This window comes from Tsukamurella ocularis (genome assembly GCF_024807615.1).
GTDB lineage: Bacteria > Actinomycetota > Actinomycetes > Mycobacteriales > Mycobacteriaceae > Tsukamurella > Tsukamurella ocularis.
The window spans coordinates 341,537-357,129 of the sequence record NZ_JANUCJ010000002.1; the positions used below are offsets into that span (position 1 = coordinate 341,537).

Annotated in this window: 13 protein-coding genes; 5 read left to right on the forward strand and 8 right to left on the reverse strand. The window is 69.1% G+C overall.

Annotated elements, in window-relative coordinates:
* Positions 1-7 precede the first annotated feature (7 nt).
* The 4 genes from xdhC (at position 8) to HNP44_RS07715 (ending at position 4,294) form a co-directional block, all read left to right on the forward strand.
* A complete protein-coding gene (xdhC, locus tag HNP44_RS07700; RefSeq protein WP_259143314.1) occupies positions 8-817 on the forward strand; it encodes a xanthine dehydrogenase accessory protein XdhC in 810 nt (269 codons plus the stop codon).
* Positions 814-2,097, forward strand: coding sequence for a guanine deaminase (guaD, locus tag HNP44_RS07705; RefSeq protein ID WP_259143308.1), 1,284 nt, complete (start codon positions 814-816; stop codon positions 2,095-2,097). Before xdhC ends, guaD begins: the two co-directional genes overlap by 4 nt.
* Positions 2,098-2,201: 104 nt before the next feature.
* Complete coding sequence (locus HNP44_RS07710) at positions 2,202-3,476, forward strand: HpcH/HpaI aldolase/citrate lyase family protein (RefSeq protein ID WP_259143307.1); 1,275 nt, start codon at positions 2,202-2,204, stop codon at positions 3,474-3,476.
* On the forward strand, positions 3,473-4,294 hold the full coding sequence (locus HNP44_RS07715) for a bifunctional allantoicase/(S)-ureidoglycine aminohydrolase (protein ID WP_259143305.1): 822 nt from the start codon (positions 3,473-3,475) through the stop codon (positions 4,292-4,294). Before HNP44_RS07710 ends, HNP44_RS07715 begins: the two co-directional genes overlap by 4 nt.
* A gap of 70 nt (positions 4,295-4,364) precedes the next feature.
* Here HNP44_RS07715 and HNP44_RS07720 read toward each other — a convergent pair whose 3' ends face one another.
* The 4 genes from HNP44_RS07720 to HNP44_RS07735 all read right to left on the reverse strand — a co-directional run bounded on the left by HNP44_RS07720 (position 4,365) and on the right by HNP44_RS07735 (position 8,875).
* Positions 4,365-5,126, reverse strand: coding sequence for an MTAP family purine nucleoside phosphorylase (locus HNP44_RS07720; protein ID WP_259143304.1), 762 nt, complete (start codon positions 5,124-5,126; stop codon positions 4,365-4,367).
* Complete coding sequence (gene dctA, locus HNP44_RS07725) at positions 5,119-6,534, reverse strand: C4-dicarboxylate transporter DctA (protein ID WP_259143303.1); 1,416 nt, start codon at positions 6,532-6,534, stop codon at positions 5,119-5,121. Before dctA ends, HNP44_RS07720 begins: the two co-directional genes overlap by 8 nt.
* Positions 6,535-6,600: 66 nt before the next feature.
* Positions 6,601-7,323: an aspartate/glutamate racemase family protein gene (locus tag HNP44_RS07730; protein ID WP_259143302.1), complete on the reverse strand. Its 723-nt coding sequence runs from the start codon at positions 7,321-7,323 to the stop codon at positions 6,601-6,603.
* A 10-nt stretch (positions 7,324-7,333) separates the two neighbouring features.
* Entirely contained in the window at positions 7,334-8,875 is a 1,542-nt protein-coding gene (locus HNP44_RS07735; protein ID WP_259256860.1) for an NCS1 family nucleobase:cation symporter-1, read from the reverse strand.
* 243 nt (positions 8,876-9,118) lie between these two features.
* On the opposite strand from HNP44_RS07735, the gene allB reads away from it, so the two are divergent.
* A complete protein-coding gene (gene allB / locus HNP44_RS07740; RefSeq protein ID WP_259143299.1) occupies positions 9,119-10,468 on the forward strand; it encodes an allantoinase AllB in 1,350 nt (449 codons plus the stop codon).
* Between the two features lie 10 nt (positions 10,469-10,478).
* Here the strand turns inward: allB and HNP44_RS07745 are convergent, their stop codons facing one another.
* From HNP44_RS07745 to hisD, 4 genes are all read right to left on the reverse strand, one after another.
* Positions 10,479-12,383 carry a M61 family metallopeptidase gene (locus HNP44_RS07745; RefSeq protein ID WP_259143298.1) on the reverse strand — a complete coding sequence of 635 codons (1,905 nt, stop codon included), beginning with the start codon at positions 12,381-12,383 and terminating at the stop codon, positions 10,479-10,481.
* Between the two features lie 131 nt (positions 12,384-12,514).
* On the reverse strand, positions 12,515-13,129 hold the full coding sequence (hisB, locus tag HNP44_RS07750; protein ID WP_259143297.1) for an imidazoleglycerol-phosphate dehydratase HisB: 615 nt from the start codon (positions 13,127-13,129) through the stop codon (positions 12,515-12,517).
* A 5-nt stretch (positions 13,130-13,134) separates the two neighbouring features.
* Complete coding sequence (locus tag HNP44_RS07755) at positions 13,135-14,250, reverse strand: histidinol-phosphate transaminase (protein WP_259143296.1); 1,116 nt, start codon at positions 14,248-14,250, stop codon at positions 13,135-13,137.
* A complete protein-coding gene (gene hisD, locus HNP44_RS07760; protein ID WP_259143295.1) occupies positions 14,247-15,593 on the reverse strand; it encodes a histidinol dehydrogenase in 1,347 nt (448 codons plus the stop codon). The genes HNP44_RS07755 and hisD overlap by 4 nt, the downstream gene beginning before the upstream one ends.

Here is a 15,593-nt window from a genome sequence, read left to right on the forward strand (position 1 = left end):
GCCCGCCATGACCTGGCTGGGCGACGCCGCCCGCCTGCGTCGGCAACGCGTCCCCGCGGTCCTGATCACCCAGATCGGGGTCCGCGGGCACGCTCCGCGCGAGGCAGGCGCCAAGATGATCGCCACCGCCGACGGCGAATTCGGCACGATCGGCGGCGGCAATCTCGAACTGACGGCGATCGACCGGGCCCGGGAGATGCTCCGGGACGCAGTCGCGATACCCGAGACGCTCACGCTGCGCCTCAACGACAAGGCCCGCAATCAACACGGGCGCCAATGCTGTGGAGGCGAGGTGGTTCTCCTGTTCGAGCCGCTCCCGGTGGTACCGGCGGTCGCGATCTTCGGGGTGGGCCACGTCGGCCTCGAACTCGCGCGGATCCTGTCCCGCCACGACGTCGAGCTGTACCTGACGGATTCGCGCCCCGAGCAGATCGAGGCCGCCGGTGCCCTGGAGCCCGGCGAGGCGACCGTGCACTTGCGGCACTCGATGCTGCCCGAGGAGGTCCTCGAAGACCTCCCCACGGGCTGCCACGTGCTGATCATGACCCACGATCACGCCGAGGACTTCAGCCTGTGCGACCAGGTCCTTCGGACGCCCGGCCTGGGCAGCGTCGGCCTCATCGGCTCCGCCTCGAAGTGGACGCGCTTCCGCGCCATGCTCGCCGAGGCCGGACACGACGCCGCGACCATCCACACCATCCAATCCCCCATCGGGCTGAGCGCCCTGGGCGGCAAACATCCGGCGACCATCGCCGTGAGCGTCGCCGCCGACCTGCTCGTCCGGTTCCCCTCAGCCGTTCCAGGAGACCCCTCATGATCATCTACCGCGCTCAGGTGCTCGACGCTCCCGAAAGCCCCTTCGCCGGAGGCGTTCTCCGCTGCGCCGACGATGCCGGACTCGTGGTCCGGGATGGGAAGATCGTCGATCGCGGAGAATTCAGGACGATCACCGACCGCTACCCCGCTGCGGAGGTCGTCGACCTCCGGGACGGCGTCCTCCTCCCCGGCTTCGTGGACACCCACGTCCACTACCCCCAGGTCCGCGCCATCGGAGGCCTCGGGATGCCGCTCCTGGACTGGCTCGACCAGTGCGCGCTCCCCGAGGAGTGCAAGCTCGAGGATCCTGAGTACGCCCGGACCATCGCGGGCGAGTTCCTGGCGGGCCTCACCGCCGCAGGAACCACCACCGCCCTCGTCTTCGGCTCCCACTTCGCCGACGCCGTGGACGCCCTCTTCGCCGAGGCCGATCGGGTCGGAGTGCGCGTGACCGCGGGACTGGTCACCAGCGACCACAATCTCCCCGAGCCACTGCTCAGCACCCCGGAACGGACGTACGACGAGGGCCGCAAGCTCGCGGAGCGCTGGCACGGGCACCGTCGACTGCGGTACGCGGTCACGCCCCGGTTCTCCTACTCGACGACACCTGCCATGCTCGCCAGCGGTGCCGCGCTCATGCAGGACGTTCCGGGCCTGTGGTTCACCTCCCACATCAACGAGAACCCCGCCGAGATCGCGGCCGTGATCGAGCAGTTCCCCGGGTCGCCGAACTACCTCGACACCTACCACCGGCACGGGCTCATCCACGAGCGGTCGGTGCTGGCGCACAACGCGCACCCGACCGATCCCGAGCTCGCGCTGTTGGCGAGCGCGGGCGCGGCGGTGGCGCACTGCCCGACGTCCAACTCGGCGCTCGGCAGCGGATCGTTCCCGCTCCGGCGGCACCTCGAGCACGGCGTGCAGGTGGCCCTGGGCTCGGACGTGGGTGCCGGAAGCGGCTTCTCCCTGTTCAAGGAGGGACTGCAGGCGTACTTCATGCAACAGCTCCTGATGTCCGACGGGGTGCCGCTCACCGCGGCCCACCTGCTGTACCTCGCCACCCGGGCGGGCGCGACCGCGCTGGGCCTCGACGATGTGGGCGACCTTTCGACGGGGAACCAGTTCGACGCGATCCTGGTGCGTCCGAGCAGCGGGCAACCGCTCGACGTGTGTCTGCGGCACGCGGCCTCGGCGGAGAACGCCCTCGCGAAGATCTTCTCCCTGGCCACCCCCGCGGATGTCGCGCGCGTGTGGATCGGTGGGGATGAGGTCGCCACCTAGGTCGCAGCAGGCGTACGACGTCTCGAATATCCTTGTGCGGGCCTCGGGACCGGCGTAGACTCCACCATACGGAATTTCTTTTCCATAGCTCAGACGGAGGCCCCATGCTCAGCCGCTCGCTCTCCGACGACGCCCTGGCCGCGATCGACCGCCGCCTGGCCGACACCGACGCGCTCCTGGCCCACGACTACCCCGGCGACGACGGCCGACGGCAACCCGTGCACACCGTGTACCTGCCGGCCGACCGCTTCACACTCGAGACGACCGGGGAGTGGGGCGAGCGGGCCCTGGCCGCGGCGGCCGCCGCGGGAGGATTGGACGAGGTCGCCCGTATCGTGGGCCTCGACGATAAAGAACTCCCGGATCTCGTGCGGCGCAAGCTGACCGAGGAGCCCATCGAGGACGTTCGCCTCGATTTCGAGGACGGCTACGGCGACCGCGGCGACGAGGCCGAGGACCACGACGTGGCCCGCGCCGTCGACGCGGTGACGAGGGCCGTGGCGAACGGCTCGACGGCCCCGTTCATCGGCATCCGCTTCAAGTGCTTCGAGGCCCCCACGCGGGCCCGCGGACTGCGGACCCTCGACCTGTTCGTCAGCGGTCTCGTCGCGGCGGGTCCGCTCCCCGAGGGGCTCACCATCACGCTGCCGAAGGTGACCACGGTCGGCCAGGTCGAGGCGATGGTCGACGCGAGTCGCGGCCTCGAGACCGCACTGGGCCTCGACGAGCGCCGGCTGCGTTTCGAGGTGCAGGTGGAGACGCCCCAGGTGATCCTCGGGGCCGACGGCACCGCGCCCGTCGCCACCTTGCTGCACGCCGCCGACCGGCGGGTCACCTCGCTGCACTACGGCACCTACGACTATTCCGCCTCGCTCGGCATCGCCGCGCAGTACCAGTCGATGGAGCACCCCGCCGCGGACCACGCCAAGAACGTGATGCAGCTGGCCGTCGCCGGAACGGGCGTGCACCTTTCGGACGGCTCCACGAACATCCTGCCGATCGGCGATCCCGCCCACGTGGCCGACGCCTGGCGCCTGCACGCGCGGCTCGTGCGCCGCCACCTCGAGCGCGGCATCTACCAGGGCTGGGACCTGCACCCGGCCCAGCTCGTCACGCGGTTCCTCGCGACCTACGCCTTCTACCGCGACGGCTTCCCCGCCGCCGCGACCCGGCTGCGGAACTACGTGCACCGCATCGACTCCGCGATCCTCGACGAGCCGGCGACGGCCCGCGCGCTCGCATCCTTCATCCATCGCGGAGTGACCTGCGGGGCGGTCACCGCCGCCGAGGTCGCGTCCTCCGCCGAGGTCACCGTCGAGACGGTCCGCGACCTCGCCCTGAACCGCCCCACCATCACCCAGCCCGAGGAGACCCGATGAGCTCGTCCGCACCCGTCTACTACTCGCCGCAGGGCGGCCACCCGCCGCAGACGGACCTGCTCACGGACCGCGCCATCGTCACCGAGGCCTACACCGTGATCCCGCGGGGCGTCATGCGCGACATCGTGACCTCGGTCTTCCCGGGCTGGACCAACACCCGCGCATGGGTGCTCAACCGCCCCGTCGCGGGCGGGTCGACGACCTTCGCCCAGTCCATCGTCGAGGTCTCCCCCGGCGGCGGCTCGGACACGCCGGAGCCGCAGCCCGAGGTCCAGAGCTTCCTCCTCGTCACGCAGGGCACTGTGCAGGTGACGATCGCCGACGAGGCGCACACCCTCACCGAGGGCGGCTACGCGTACATCCCCGCGGGCACGCCCTGGTCGGTCGCCAACACGTCCGACGGTGCCGCCGTCTTCCAATGGGTCCGCAAGCGTTACGAGCCGCTCGCGGGCTACACGCCGAAGGTCGCCGTCGGCAACGAGCGCGACATCGAGCCCTCGCCGATGCCGGGCACCGACAACAAGTGGCGCACCACGCGGATCCTCGATCCGCAGGACCTCGCGTACGACATGCACTGCAACATCGTGACCTTCGAGCCGGGCGCGTCGATCCCGTTCGCCGAGACCCACGTCATGGAGCACGGCCTGTACGTCCTCGAGGGCAAGGCCGTCTACCGCCTCAACGGCGACTGGGTCGAGGTGCAGGAGGGCGACTACATGTCGCTACGCGCCTTCTGCCCCCAGGCCTGCTACGCCGGCGGACCGTCGAACTTCCGCTACCTTCTCTACAAGGACGTCAACCGCCAGATCGTCCTGTAGCGAGCCGATACGACGGTGCCCCTCCCGGATCCGGGAGGGGCACCGTCGTTCTCGTCGCGGGCGGGACGCGTCAGGGCAGCGTCGCGGCGGCGCGCACGAGCGCCTCGCGCAGCCGCAGGGTGTTCGCGTCGAGCTCCTCCTGGACCCGCTCCTGGCTGACGGGCCACGGGGTCTCGGCGATGACGTCGTGATCGGTGACCAGCGCGACGCACGCGTACCCTATACCGAGCTCGCGGGCCAGCGCCGCTTCCGGGTAGGGCGCTGTCGACACGACGTCCCAGCCCTGCGCCGCGTACCAGCGGGACTCGGCCGCGGTCGAGAACCGCGGGCCGCGGATGGCCACGACCACACCGCCATCGGCCACGACCCAGCGCTGCTCGCGCAGCGCGCCGATCGCGGCGGCGCGGGCCGGCTCGGAGAAGGGCTGTGCGAAGGAGACGCGGACGTCCTCGTCGTCGTGGAAGGTGTCGTCGGTCCGCCCAGTCCGGTCGACGAGCTGGTCCGGTACCACGACGGTGCCCACGCCCACCGCGGGGTCGAAGGCTCCGGCGGGCGTGGCGGCGAGGATGTGCCGCACGCCGAGGTGGTGCAATGCCCAGATGTTGGCACGGTGATTGATCCTGTGCGGCGGGATGTTCCGCTCGCGTCCGGACCGGGTCAGGTAGGCGACTCTGCGGCCGTGCGCGGTCCCGATCACCACGTCGTCCGACGGCGCGCCATAGGGCGTGTCCACGGGGTACGCGCGGGCATCGTCGAGCAGCCCGTAGTAGCCCCAGCTACCGAGGATCGCGACCGTGGCATCGGCACCGGACGGTGCGGTGGCGTCAGACATTCTTCGCTCCTTCGGCACTGGTGGTCATCCCGTCGTCGGCCTCGGCCCGCGATGGGGCATCGGCACGCGGCGGGAACTCGGCCGCGCCGTGGCCCGGGTGCGCGCGCACGTCGTCGGGATCGTCGACGACGAGCGTGCCCTCCATGACCGCCTTCATCTTCTCCGTGTCGAGCAGGCCCTCCCACCGCGCGATGACGAAGGTGGCAAGGCAGTTGCCCAGCAGGTTGGTCGCCACACGCATCGAATCCATGAGGCGGTCGGCACCGAGAAGGAGAGCGACCGCGGCCACCGGGAAGGCACCGACCGCAGCGGCCGTGGCGGACAGCGCAACGAACGCGGAGCCCGGGACGCCGGCCATCCCCTTGGAACTGAGGATAAGGATGCCCATGATCGTGATCTGCTGCCCCACACTGAGGTCCACGCCGACAGCCTGCGCGAGGAACATCATCGACAGCGACAGGTAGATCGCCGCGCCGTCCAGGTTGAACGAGTAGCCGGTAGGGATCACCAGACCGACCACTGAGCGGTCGCAGCCCGCCGCGTCCAGCTTTTTGATGATCGACGGCATCACGGCCTCGGACGAGCCGGTGCCCAGCGCGAGCATGAACTCCTCGCGGCAGTACTTGAGGAACTTCCATGTACTCACACCGGTGATGAGGCGCACCGCGACCGCGAGGATGAGGATGAAGACGGCGGCGGCCCCGTAACACGCGAGCACCAGCATGCCGAAGGACTTGAGCGAGTCGGCGCCGTAGTTGCCCACGGTGAAAGCCATCGCGCCGAACGCACCGATCGGCGCCAGATACATGATGTAGCTGACGATCCGGAAGATCACATGCATCGCCTGGTCGATGACCTCGAGCAGGACGGGCTGCACCTTCTCACTGATCGCCGCGAGCGCCACGCCGAAGAGCACCGCGAACAGCAGCACCTGGAGCAGGTTGTTCTTCGCGAAGGCGTCCACCACGGAAGTCGGGATGATGTTCATGACGAAGTCGACGCCGCCCGGCAGGTGCTCCCCATGGGTCTTCTCGTCGAGCGCGCTCGCGTCGAGGGTCGACGGGTCGATGTTCAGTCCCTCGCCTGGGCGGACGACATTGCCGACCACCAGTCCGAGAGCGAGCGCGAACGTGGTGCACACGGTGAACCACAGCAGGGCCTTCGCACCGATCTTGCCGAGTGCCGCCATACTGCCGACCTTGGCGATGCCCGTCACCACCACGAGGAAGATCAGCGGCGACACCAGCATCTTGATGAGCTTGATGAAGCCCTGCCCCAGCGGAGCGAGGTGGTCCGAGAAACCCGGGAAGAAAATGCCCGTGGCGATTCCGGCGGCGATGCCGATCAACACCTGGACGAACAGGGATCTGTACCAGCGCTTCTTCTTCGGCGCCTCAGTCGTCGTCATGTGCCGTCCCTTCGCCGGAATGTGATGTGGCCATCCTGCTTCTCGAACGACCACCCGATAGGAGCTTCAGTTCTGGAACGGCCAGCCCGTCACGACCTTGGGCCGCGGCGGAGCGTAGGTGCGCACTTTGGAGGTCTTCAGGCCCATGCGCACGAGCCCCTCGGCGATGGTCACGGCGGACCGGACCCCGTCGACGATCGGGACGCCCGTCGCTGCGGAGACCTTCTCCTCCAGCTCCGCCATGCCGCCGCAGCCGAGGCAGATCACCTCGGCGTGGTCGCGCTCGACGGCCTCGCGCGCCTGGGCGACGATCGCCTCGACGGCACGCTCGGGCTCGGACTCGAGTTCGAGGACGCCGAGCCCCGAGGCGCGCACCGAGGCGCAGCGGACGTCGAGCCCGGCCAGCTTGAGCCGGTCCTCGATGAGCGGGACCGTGCGGTCGAGGGTGGTGACGACGGAGTACTTGTGGCCCAGATACATCGCGGTCGACGCGGCGGCCTCCGTGATGTCCACGACGGGCACCTCGAGCAGTTCCTGCAGACCCTCGCGACCGTGCTCGCCGTAGCCCGCCTGGATCACCGCGTCGTACGGCCCTTCGTAGCGCGTGATCGCATCCATGACGGCGATCGCGGCGAGATAGGACTCGAAGTTCCCCTCGCACGAGTCCGCGCCGAACCGCGGCGTGATCCCGATGATCTCGGTGCCGGGCGAGGCCGCGGAGCGCGCCGATTCAGCGATCGCGGCGGTCATGGACTCCGTGGTGTTGACGTTGGCGACGAGGATGCGCATCGCGGAACTCCTAGTGCTTGCTGGGGACGGCGATCGGCTCGCCGGAGACATCGACGAACGGGCCCTTGCGGTCGGCCACCACGAGGTAGACGAGCGCGCCGAGGCCGGCGCCGATGAACCACGAGTAGTTCGAGACCACGTGGAAGGCGGGCACGAAGGCCATGAGCAGCGCCGCGCCTGCGGTGGGAACGAGCGCGATCACGGCCCTCGGATTCACCCCACCCTGATAGAAGTACGGCGCGTCGGGCAGGTCGCAGTAGAGGTCGGGCACATTGACCTTGGACTTGCGGATCAGCCAGTAGTCGGCCATGACGATGCCGAACAGCGGGCCCAGCAGCGCGCCGAGACCACCCAAGAAGTAGGTGATGACCGCGGGCGAGTTGTAGAGGTTCCACGGCAGGATGACCAGACCGATCACGCCGGAGATGAGACCGGCGCTGCGGAAGTTCAGGTGCTTCGGGAACAGGTTGTTCAGCGCGTAGATCGGCGCCATGAAATTGGCCATCAGGTTCACCGCCACGGTGAGCACGAGCAGCGCCAGGCACGCGAGGACGAGCAAGAGCGTGTTGGGCACCGTCTTGACGATGTCGGCCGGCGACTCGATGACCTGGCCGTTGATCTTGAACTGCGCACCGGCCAGCGTGATCACGATCGCGCCGAAGAGCAGCATGTTGAGCGGGATACCGAAGAAGTTGCCGCGCACGATCGACTTCTTCGACGTCGCGTTCCGCGTGAAGTCGCAGAAATTGAGGACGAAAGTGCCGTAGATGGCCACCCAGAGGCTGGCTCCACCGACGATCTGGAGCCACATGTCGACGCCCGTCGTGGACTCCGGGGTGGTCCAGGCGATCGACCAGTCCGCGTTGCTGAGCATCCAGATCGCCAGTGCCGCCATCGTGATGAGGATGACCGGGCCCGCGAAGGCCTCGTACTTGCGGATCATCTCCATCCCGTAGCTCACGATCACGAGTTGGACCGCCCAGAGGACCAGGAAGGAGATCCAGCCGAGGGTCGAGAGGCCGAGGAAGCGGTCCTCGTCGAGCGTCGCCGCGCCGGGAGCGACCGCGACGATCATGATCCGGAGGACCACCGAGGCGAGGTAGGTCTGGATGCCGAACCAGGCGATCGCGACCACACCGCGGATCAGCGCCGGGATCTGCGCCCCTCGAATGCCGAAGGAGATGCGGCTCATGACGGGGAAGGGCACACCAGTCTTCTCCCCCATGAAGCCGGAGAGGTTGAGCAACAGGAACAGGAAGACTCCGCCCAGACCGAGGGCCAGCAGGATCTGCCAGCCGCCGAGCCCGAGCGCGAACAGGCCGATCGCGAAGGCGTAGTTGCCGAGGCTGTGCACGTCGTTCGCCCACAGGGTGAAGATGTTGTAGCCGCCCCACGTGCGGCCGGCTCTCTTGGTGGGCGCGAGGTCCTGGTTGTAGAGGCCGGCACTGAGCCGGTTCAGGGCGTCCACGTCGGGAACACCGGCGACACCGGTGTCACCGAGCCGGATCGGATTCGCCTCCGCCGCGACGCGGGGGGTGAGTTCTTCTGTCATGCTGGGCCTTCGTTCTTGCTGGCTGACCGCTCGAATCTTTTCCGTTGTGCGGAAGGTTTGTTCCACTTGTAGCGATAAGTAAGACCTATCCCAGCTCACGTGTCAAGAGTCATGCCGCATGTCGGAATATGATCGTCACACGACGGAAACAGCGATCTTGACGAGTGGCGCAGGTCACACCTAGTGTGGCCTGGGATCGAGACGAAATTCCGCCACTCGGAATTTCTAGCGAAGGAGACCTGCATGAGCACCGACACCGCCGAGTACGACCTGGTGGTCCGCGGCCGCCGCATCGTCACCACCGCCGGAACGGTGGCGCGAGAGGTCGGCATCCGCGACGGCCGGGTGGTCGCCATCGAACCGCTCGGCAACGACCTGACCGGCCGCGAGGTCGTCGAGCTGACCGACGATCAGGTGATGATCCCTGGCCTCGTCGACACCCACGTACACGTCAACGAGCCCGGGCGCACCGAGTGGGAGGGCTTCGAATCCGCCACCAAGGCCGCGGCCGCAGGTGGCGTCACCACGCTCGTCGACATGCCCCTCAACTCCATCCCGCCCACCGTCGACCGGGAAGCCCTGCGCATCAAGCGCGAGGTAGCCGGCCCCAAGGCCCACATCGACGTCGGCTTCTGGGGAGGCGCCGTCCCGGGCAACAAGGGCGAGCTGCGCAGCCTGCACGACGACGGCGTCTTCGGCTTCAAGTGCTTCCTGCTGCATTCGGGTGTCGACGAGTTCCCCCACCTCACCGCTGACGAGATGGAGGAGGACATGGCCGAGCTGGCCAAGTTCGACTCGCTGATGATCGTGCACGCCGAGGACTCGCGCGCCATCGACCACGCACCCGAGCCCGAGGGCGACAAGTACGCGAAGTTCCTCGCCTCCCGCCCCCGCGGCGCGGAGAACGTCGCCATCGCCGACGTCATCGAGCGCGCCCGCTGGACCGGAGCGCGGGCGCACATCCTGCACCTCTCCTCGTCCGACGCGCTGCCGATGATCGCGACCGCCCGCCGCGACCGGGTCAAGCTCACGGTCGAGACCTGCCCGCACTACCTGACGCTGCTCGCCGAGGAGATCCCCAACGGCGGCACCGCCTTCAAGTGCTGCCCACCGATCCGCGAGGCGTCGAACCGGGAACTCCTATGGCAGGGCCTGCTGGACGGAACCATCGACTGCATCGTCTCCGACCACTCCCCTTCGACGATCGACCTCAAGGACGTCGAGAACGGCGACTTCGGTGTGGCCTGGGGCGGCGTCGCCTCATTGCAGCTGGGACTACAGCTCATCTGGACCGAGGCCAAGAAGCGCGGGATCTCCCTCGAGCAGGTCCTCGAGTGGATGTCGGCGAACCCGGCGAAGCTGGCCGGCATGAGCCGCAAGGGCCGGATCGCGCTCGGCTTCGACGCCGACTTCGCGATCTTCGAGCCCGAGGCCGCGCAGGTCGTCGACGTGCACCACCTGCACCACAAGAACGCGATCTCGCCGTACGACGGCCGCGCCCTCGCCGGCGTGGTCAACGGAACCTGGCTCCGCGGCGAGAAGATCGACTTCGAGACCCCGCACGGTCGCCTGCTCCGCCGCGGCGAGGCATGACCTCCGGCTGCTACGGGCGACTCTCCAGGATCCGGCTGAGGTAGTCCGGGGTGCCCTCGATCCGTTGCAGATGCGGGTACCGGAGGCCACCGTGGTAGTCGATCTCGACGGTCCGCGTCTGGTCGAAGTCCCTCACCTGCAGCCGGATCGGGGCGGGGTTCGCCTTGGCGGCCTCGATCGCGGTCTGCATCGTCGCCTGGGAGTACGCGGCGTCGTTGACCGACAGCACCGTCATTCCCGTCCCGACCTTCGCAGTGAACGCGGGTCCGTCCCACCGCACGTCGGTGACCTTGCCCGTCGCGGACACGTTGAGGCCGATCGAGTAGGTGTAGTTGGCCGCTCCCTCCGCAGCCTTCATCTGCGCCGCCAGGAAGGGGCCGGGGTTGTTGTCGTACACCAACTTCCATCCCGCCTTCTCGACGCTGGAGGCGAACGCCTCCTTGCCGTCGAGACGATCGCGCAGGTACTTCGCCCAGTCGTCGGCGACCACGCCGTTGAGCGCCGCGACGACATTGTCGAAGTCGTAGGTGTTCTGCGTCTTCCACGTTCCGGCATCGACGCCGAAGAAGGTGCGGGCGAAGTCGTCGAGCGACTTGGTGTCGCCCGTCAGTTCACGGATGCGCGCGTCCACGCCGAGCCACACGAGCTGACCGCCCTGGTAATAGTCCTCGCTGAGCTGCCAGGACCGGTACGGCTTGGTGCGACGCTGCGCGATGATCGGGTCGTTCGTGGTGTCCTGCAGGCTCCGCCAGCTCAGGCCCGGGCGGCCGTCGGTGTACGTGGCGACCACCGAGGCCAATGCGTCGCGGGAGACCTCCGCCGGCCGCAGGCCCGCCCGGCCGGTGAGCACGTTCCCCCAGTACTGGGTCTGCCCCTCGTACACCCACATCAGGCTGTCCTGCATCGGGGTGTTGAAGTCGGGCGTCCACAGGTCGGCCGGCCGCCGGAACTTGCCGTTCCACGAGTGCGTGTACTCGTGGCCGAGCAGATCGTCGCTGCCCACCTCGGGGTTCCACCCGGTGAAGTAGTCGGTCGGCTCGCCGTTCTCGCTGGAACGCTGGTGTTCGAGCCCGTTGGAGCTGAGCTGATCGGAGAGCGAGAGCAGGAAGTCGTAGTGGTCGTAGTGCTGCGATCCGTACAGCTTGACCGCCTGTGTGACGAGCGCCCGGTGCTGTTCGATGTGTTCGGGCTTGGCCTCGAGTTGCTCCGGTGCGTCGGCGAAGACCTGGAGCCGCACCGGAACCTCGGCGCCGGGGGCCAGGTCGATCTCCTTGTGGAAGCGGCCCGCGTAGACGGGCGAATCGACGAGGACGTCGAGCGGGACCGTCCGATAGTCGACGGTGTCTCCGCGCCGGCCGGAGACGTCCAGCGCCGTGCCGGCCTCGAATCCCGGCGGGTAGGTGACGCTCGCGGTGAACGGGATCTCGCTTGCGGGCTTCCCAGCGGGGTACAGGACGACCGCGTTCCACTGCAGGTTGAGCATGTTCGGCGTCATCACGACGCGGCCCTGGGTACTGTCTGTGGGCGTGAGGTACGAGAACGCCGCGTCCAGGGTGTCGACGCCGTCGGGAACCGTCACCTTCAGCGCGTAGACGTTGAGTGGATCACGCTTCCAGTCCAACTTCTTCCCGCCACCGGAGAACGAGATGCCGGCGATCTTGTCGATCGGACCGGACGGTGAGTGATTTCCCGGGAGCCACTGCGGGTAGAGCAGGGTCACCTCGCCCGCGCTGACGGGGATGGACTGCTTCACCCCGATGAGGCGCTGCGGCAGATTGGTGACGTCCACCGACACGGAGACGGGCTTCTGCTCCCCTGCGCCCTCCCCCTTCCGGTCCGGCGACCCGCAGGCCAGCAGGCCCGCCAGGAGGACGATCACGACGGCGACGGCGCTGACGCCTCGAACCTTGGACACTCGCACTCCCGACTTCCCGCGAACAAGTTTGTTGATCCTACAAAATTGTTCGCGTCCTCGCCCTCCGAGAGGACGGGGTCGCCGCGGCGGGTCCGGACGCCATTGCCGCGGAGCCCGGCGCGTGGGGACCGCTAGAGCGTGCCCTTGGTCGACGGAACGCCGGTGACCCGCGGGTCCGGCTCGACGGCGGCGCGCAGGGCCCGGGCGACGGCCTTGAACTCCGCTTCCGTGATGTGGTGCGGGTCGCGGCCGTACAGGACGCGCACGTGCAGCGCGATCCGGGCGTTCATCGCCAGGGACTCGAAGACGTGCCGGTTGATCACCGTCGAGTACGGGACGCCCGGGTAGCCGCCGATCACGGAGTGCACCAGGTACTCCGGCTCGCCCGTGTGCACGGCGTAGGGGCGGCCGGAGACGTCGACGGAGGCGTGCGCGAGAGTCTCGTCCATCGGGATGAAGCTGTCGCCGAAGCGGCGGATGCCCTTCTTGTCGCCCAGCGCCTCGTTGATGGCCTGGCCGAGCACGATCGCCGTGTCCTCGACCGTGTGGTGGGCGTCGATCTCGATGTCGCCCGTGGCCTGCACCGTGAGGTCGAAGCTGCCGTGCTGGCCGAACGCGGTGAGCATGTGGTCGAAGAACGGGACGCCGGTGGCGATGTCGGTGACGCCGGTGCCGTCGAGGTTCAGCTCCACCACGATCGAGGACTCCCTCGTGGTGCGCTCGATGCGGGCGATGCGGTCGGTCATGTCACTCACTTCTTCTCGGGCGCCAGCTTCTCGCTGATCGCGAGGAAGGCGTCGTTCTCGTGGTCCAGCCCCACCGACACGCGCAGGTGCCCGGGGATGTGCATGTCGCGCACGAGAACCCCGCCGTCGAGGTAGGCGCGCCAGGCGGCCGCCTCGTCGGCGAAGCCGCCGTACAGGATGAAGTTGGCGTGCGACTCGATCACGTCGTAGCCGAGCTCCCGCAGCCGCGCGGAGATCCGGTCCCGCTCGGCCGACAGGTGGGCGACGGACGCCAGGGTCTCCGCGCGATGGTCGATCGCGGCGATCGCCGCGGCCTGCGTGAATACCGAGAGGTGGTACGGCAGACGCACGAGCTGGATCGCCCCGACGATCGCCGGCGCGGCCACCAGGTAGCCCACGCGCCCGCCCGCGAAGGCGAAGGCCTTACTCATGGTCCGGCTCACGATCAGCTTCTCGGCGAACCGGTCCAGGAGCCGCACCGCCGACGGCCCGGCGCTGAACTCGCCGTACGCCTCGTCGACGATGACGATGCCCGGCGCCGCCTCGATCAGCCGGATCAGGTGGTCCTCGGCGATGAGGTGCCCCGTCGGGTTGTTCGGGTTCGTGAGGAACAGCACGTCGGGACGCAGCTCGTCGATCGCGCCAACGGCGTAGTCCACGTCGAGCGCGAAGTCCGCGGTGCGCTTCCCCGGGATCCAGTGCGTATCGGTGCCGTCCGAGATGATCGGGTGCATCGAGTAGCTGGGCACGAAGCCCATCGCGGTGCGCCCGGGCCCGCCGAACACCTGCAGCACCTGCTGCAGGATCTCGTTGGAACCGTTGGCCGCCCACACGTTCTGCGGCCCGACGACGGTGCCCGTGCGCTCGGTCACGTACTCCGCCAGCCGGTTCCGCAGCGCGGCCAGGTCGCGGTCCGGGTACCGGTTCATCGCGGCGGCCGCCTCGCCGACGGCCTTGGCGATGTCGGCGACGAGCGCCGGGCTCGGCGGGTGCGGGTTCTCGTTGGTGTTCATGGCGGCGGCCACGGGCAGCTGCGGCGCACCGTAGGGCTCCTTGCCGCGCAACGTGTCCCGGATGGGCAGCTGATCGAGGCTCACGGCCTCGCCGGGCAGCGGGTTCACGCGCGGCCGCCCTTCAGCGACTCGAACCGCAGCCGCACCGCCTCGCCGTGCGCCGGGAGGTCTTCGGAGTTGGCCAGGGTGATGACGGTGCCGGCGATGTCCTTGAGCGCGGCCTCGTCGTACTCGACGACGTGCACGCCGCGCAGGAAGGTCTGCACCGACAGGCCCGAGCTGTGCCGCGCGCAGCCCGCGGTGGGGAGCACGTGGTTGCTGCCGGCGGCGTAGTCGCCGAGGCTCACGGGCGAGTGCGGGCCGACGAAGATCGCGCCGGCCGCGCGCACCCGGGCCGCGACCTCGCGGGCGTCGGCGGTCTGGATCTCCAGGTGCTCCGCGGCGTAGGCGTTGACCACCGCGAGGCCCTCGTCGATCCCGTCCACCAGGACGGTGCCGGACTGCTGGCCGCGCAGCGCCGTGTCCACGCGCTCGCGGTGCCGGGTGACCTCCAGCTGGGCCGTCAGCGCCTCGTCGACGCGGTCCGCGAGCTCGGGCGAGATGGTGACCAGCACCGACGCTGCCATGACGTCGTGCTCGGCCTGGCTGATGAGGTCGGCCGCGACGTGCACCGGGTCGGCGGTGTGATCGGCGAGGATCGCGATCTCCGTGGGCCCGGCCTCCGCGTCGATGCCGACCAGGCCGCGGCACAGCCTCTTCGCGGCGGTGACGTAGATGTTGCCGGGGCCCGTGATGAGGTCGACGGGGGCGAGCTCGGCACCGTCGAGATCCGTCCCGCCGTGCGCGGCGAGGGCGATGCCCTGCGCACCTCCGACGGCCCACACCTCGTCGACCCCGAGCAGCGCGCACGCCGCGAGGATGGTGGGGTGCGGCAGCCCGTCGAAATCCTTCTGCGCGGGCGAGAGCACCACCAGCGAGCCGACGCCGGCGATCTGCGCGGGGACCACGTTCATCACGACGGACGAGGGGTACACCGCGTTGCCGCCGGGCACGTAGAGGCCGACGCGGTCGACGGGGATCCACCGCTCGGTGACGGTGCCGCCGGGAACGACGTCGGTGACGGTGTCGACGCGCTTCTGGTCGGCGTGCACAGTGCGGACCCGGCGGATCGCGGTCTCCAGCGCCTCGCGGATCGCGGAATTGAGCTCTGCGAGTGAACGCTCCAGCGCCACAGCGGGAACTCGGACGGTGGCCGGGCGGACACCGTCGAACTTCGCGCCGAACTCGAGGGCCGCCTCGGCGCCGCGCTCGGCGACCGCGTCCACGATGGGCCGCACCTGCGGCACCACCGCGTCGACGTCGGTGCCACCGCGCGGGAGCGCCGCGCGCAGCTCGGCGAGCGACGGGCGGCGACCGCGCAGGTCGAGACGGCTCAGCTGCAGATCAGACAT

Bases quoted from the DNA above. Each gene is read 5' to 3' on its own strand.
- xdhC (WP_259143314.1), top strand. From the start codon at position 8: ATGACCTGGCTGGGCGACGCCGCCCGCCTGCGTCGGCAACGCGTCCCC.
- guaD (WP_259143308.1), top strand. From the start codon at position 814: ATGATCATCTACCGCGCTCAGGTGCTCGACGCTCCCGAAAGCCCCTTC.
- HNP44_RS07710 (WP_259143307.1), top strand. From the start codon at position 2,202: ATGCTCAGCCGCTCGCTCTCCGACGACGCCCTGGCCGCGATCGACCGC.
- HNP44_RS07715 (WP_259143305.1), top strand. From the start codon at position 3,473: ATGAGCTCGTCCGCACCCGTCTACTACTCGCCGCAGGGCGGCCACCCG.
- HNP44_RS07720 (WP_259143304.1), bottom strand. From the start codon at position 5,126: ATGTCTGACGCCACCGCACCGTCCGGTGCCGATGCCACGGTCGCGATC.
- dctA (WP_259143303.1), bottom strand. From the start codon at position 6,534: ATGACGACGACTGAGGCGCCGAAGAAGAAGCGCTGGTACAGATCCCTG.
- HNP44_RS07730 (WP_259143302.1), bottom strand. From the start codon at position 7,323: ATGCGCATCCTCGTCGCCAACGTCAACACCACGGAGTCCATGACCGCC.
- HNP44_RS07735 (WP_259256860.1), bottom strand. From the start codon at position 8,875: ATGACAGAAGAACTCACCCCCCGCGTCGCGGCGGAGGCGAATCCGATC.
- allB (WP_259143299.1), top strand. From the start codon at position 9,119: ATGAGCACCGACACCGCCGAGTACGACCTGGTGGTCCGCGGCCGCCGC.
- hisB (WP_259143297.1), bottom strand. From the start codon at position 13,129: ATGACCGACCGCATCGCCCGCATCGAGCGCACCACGAGGGAGTCCTCG.
- hisD (WP_259143295.1), bottom strand. From the start codon at position 15,593: ATGTCTGATCTGCAGCTGAGCCGTCTCGACCTGCGCGGTCGCCGCCCG.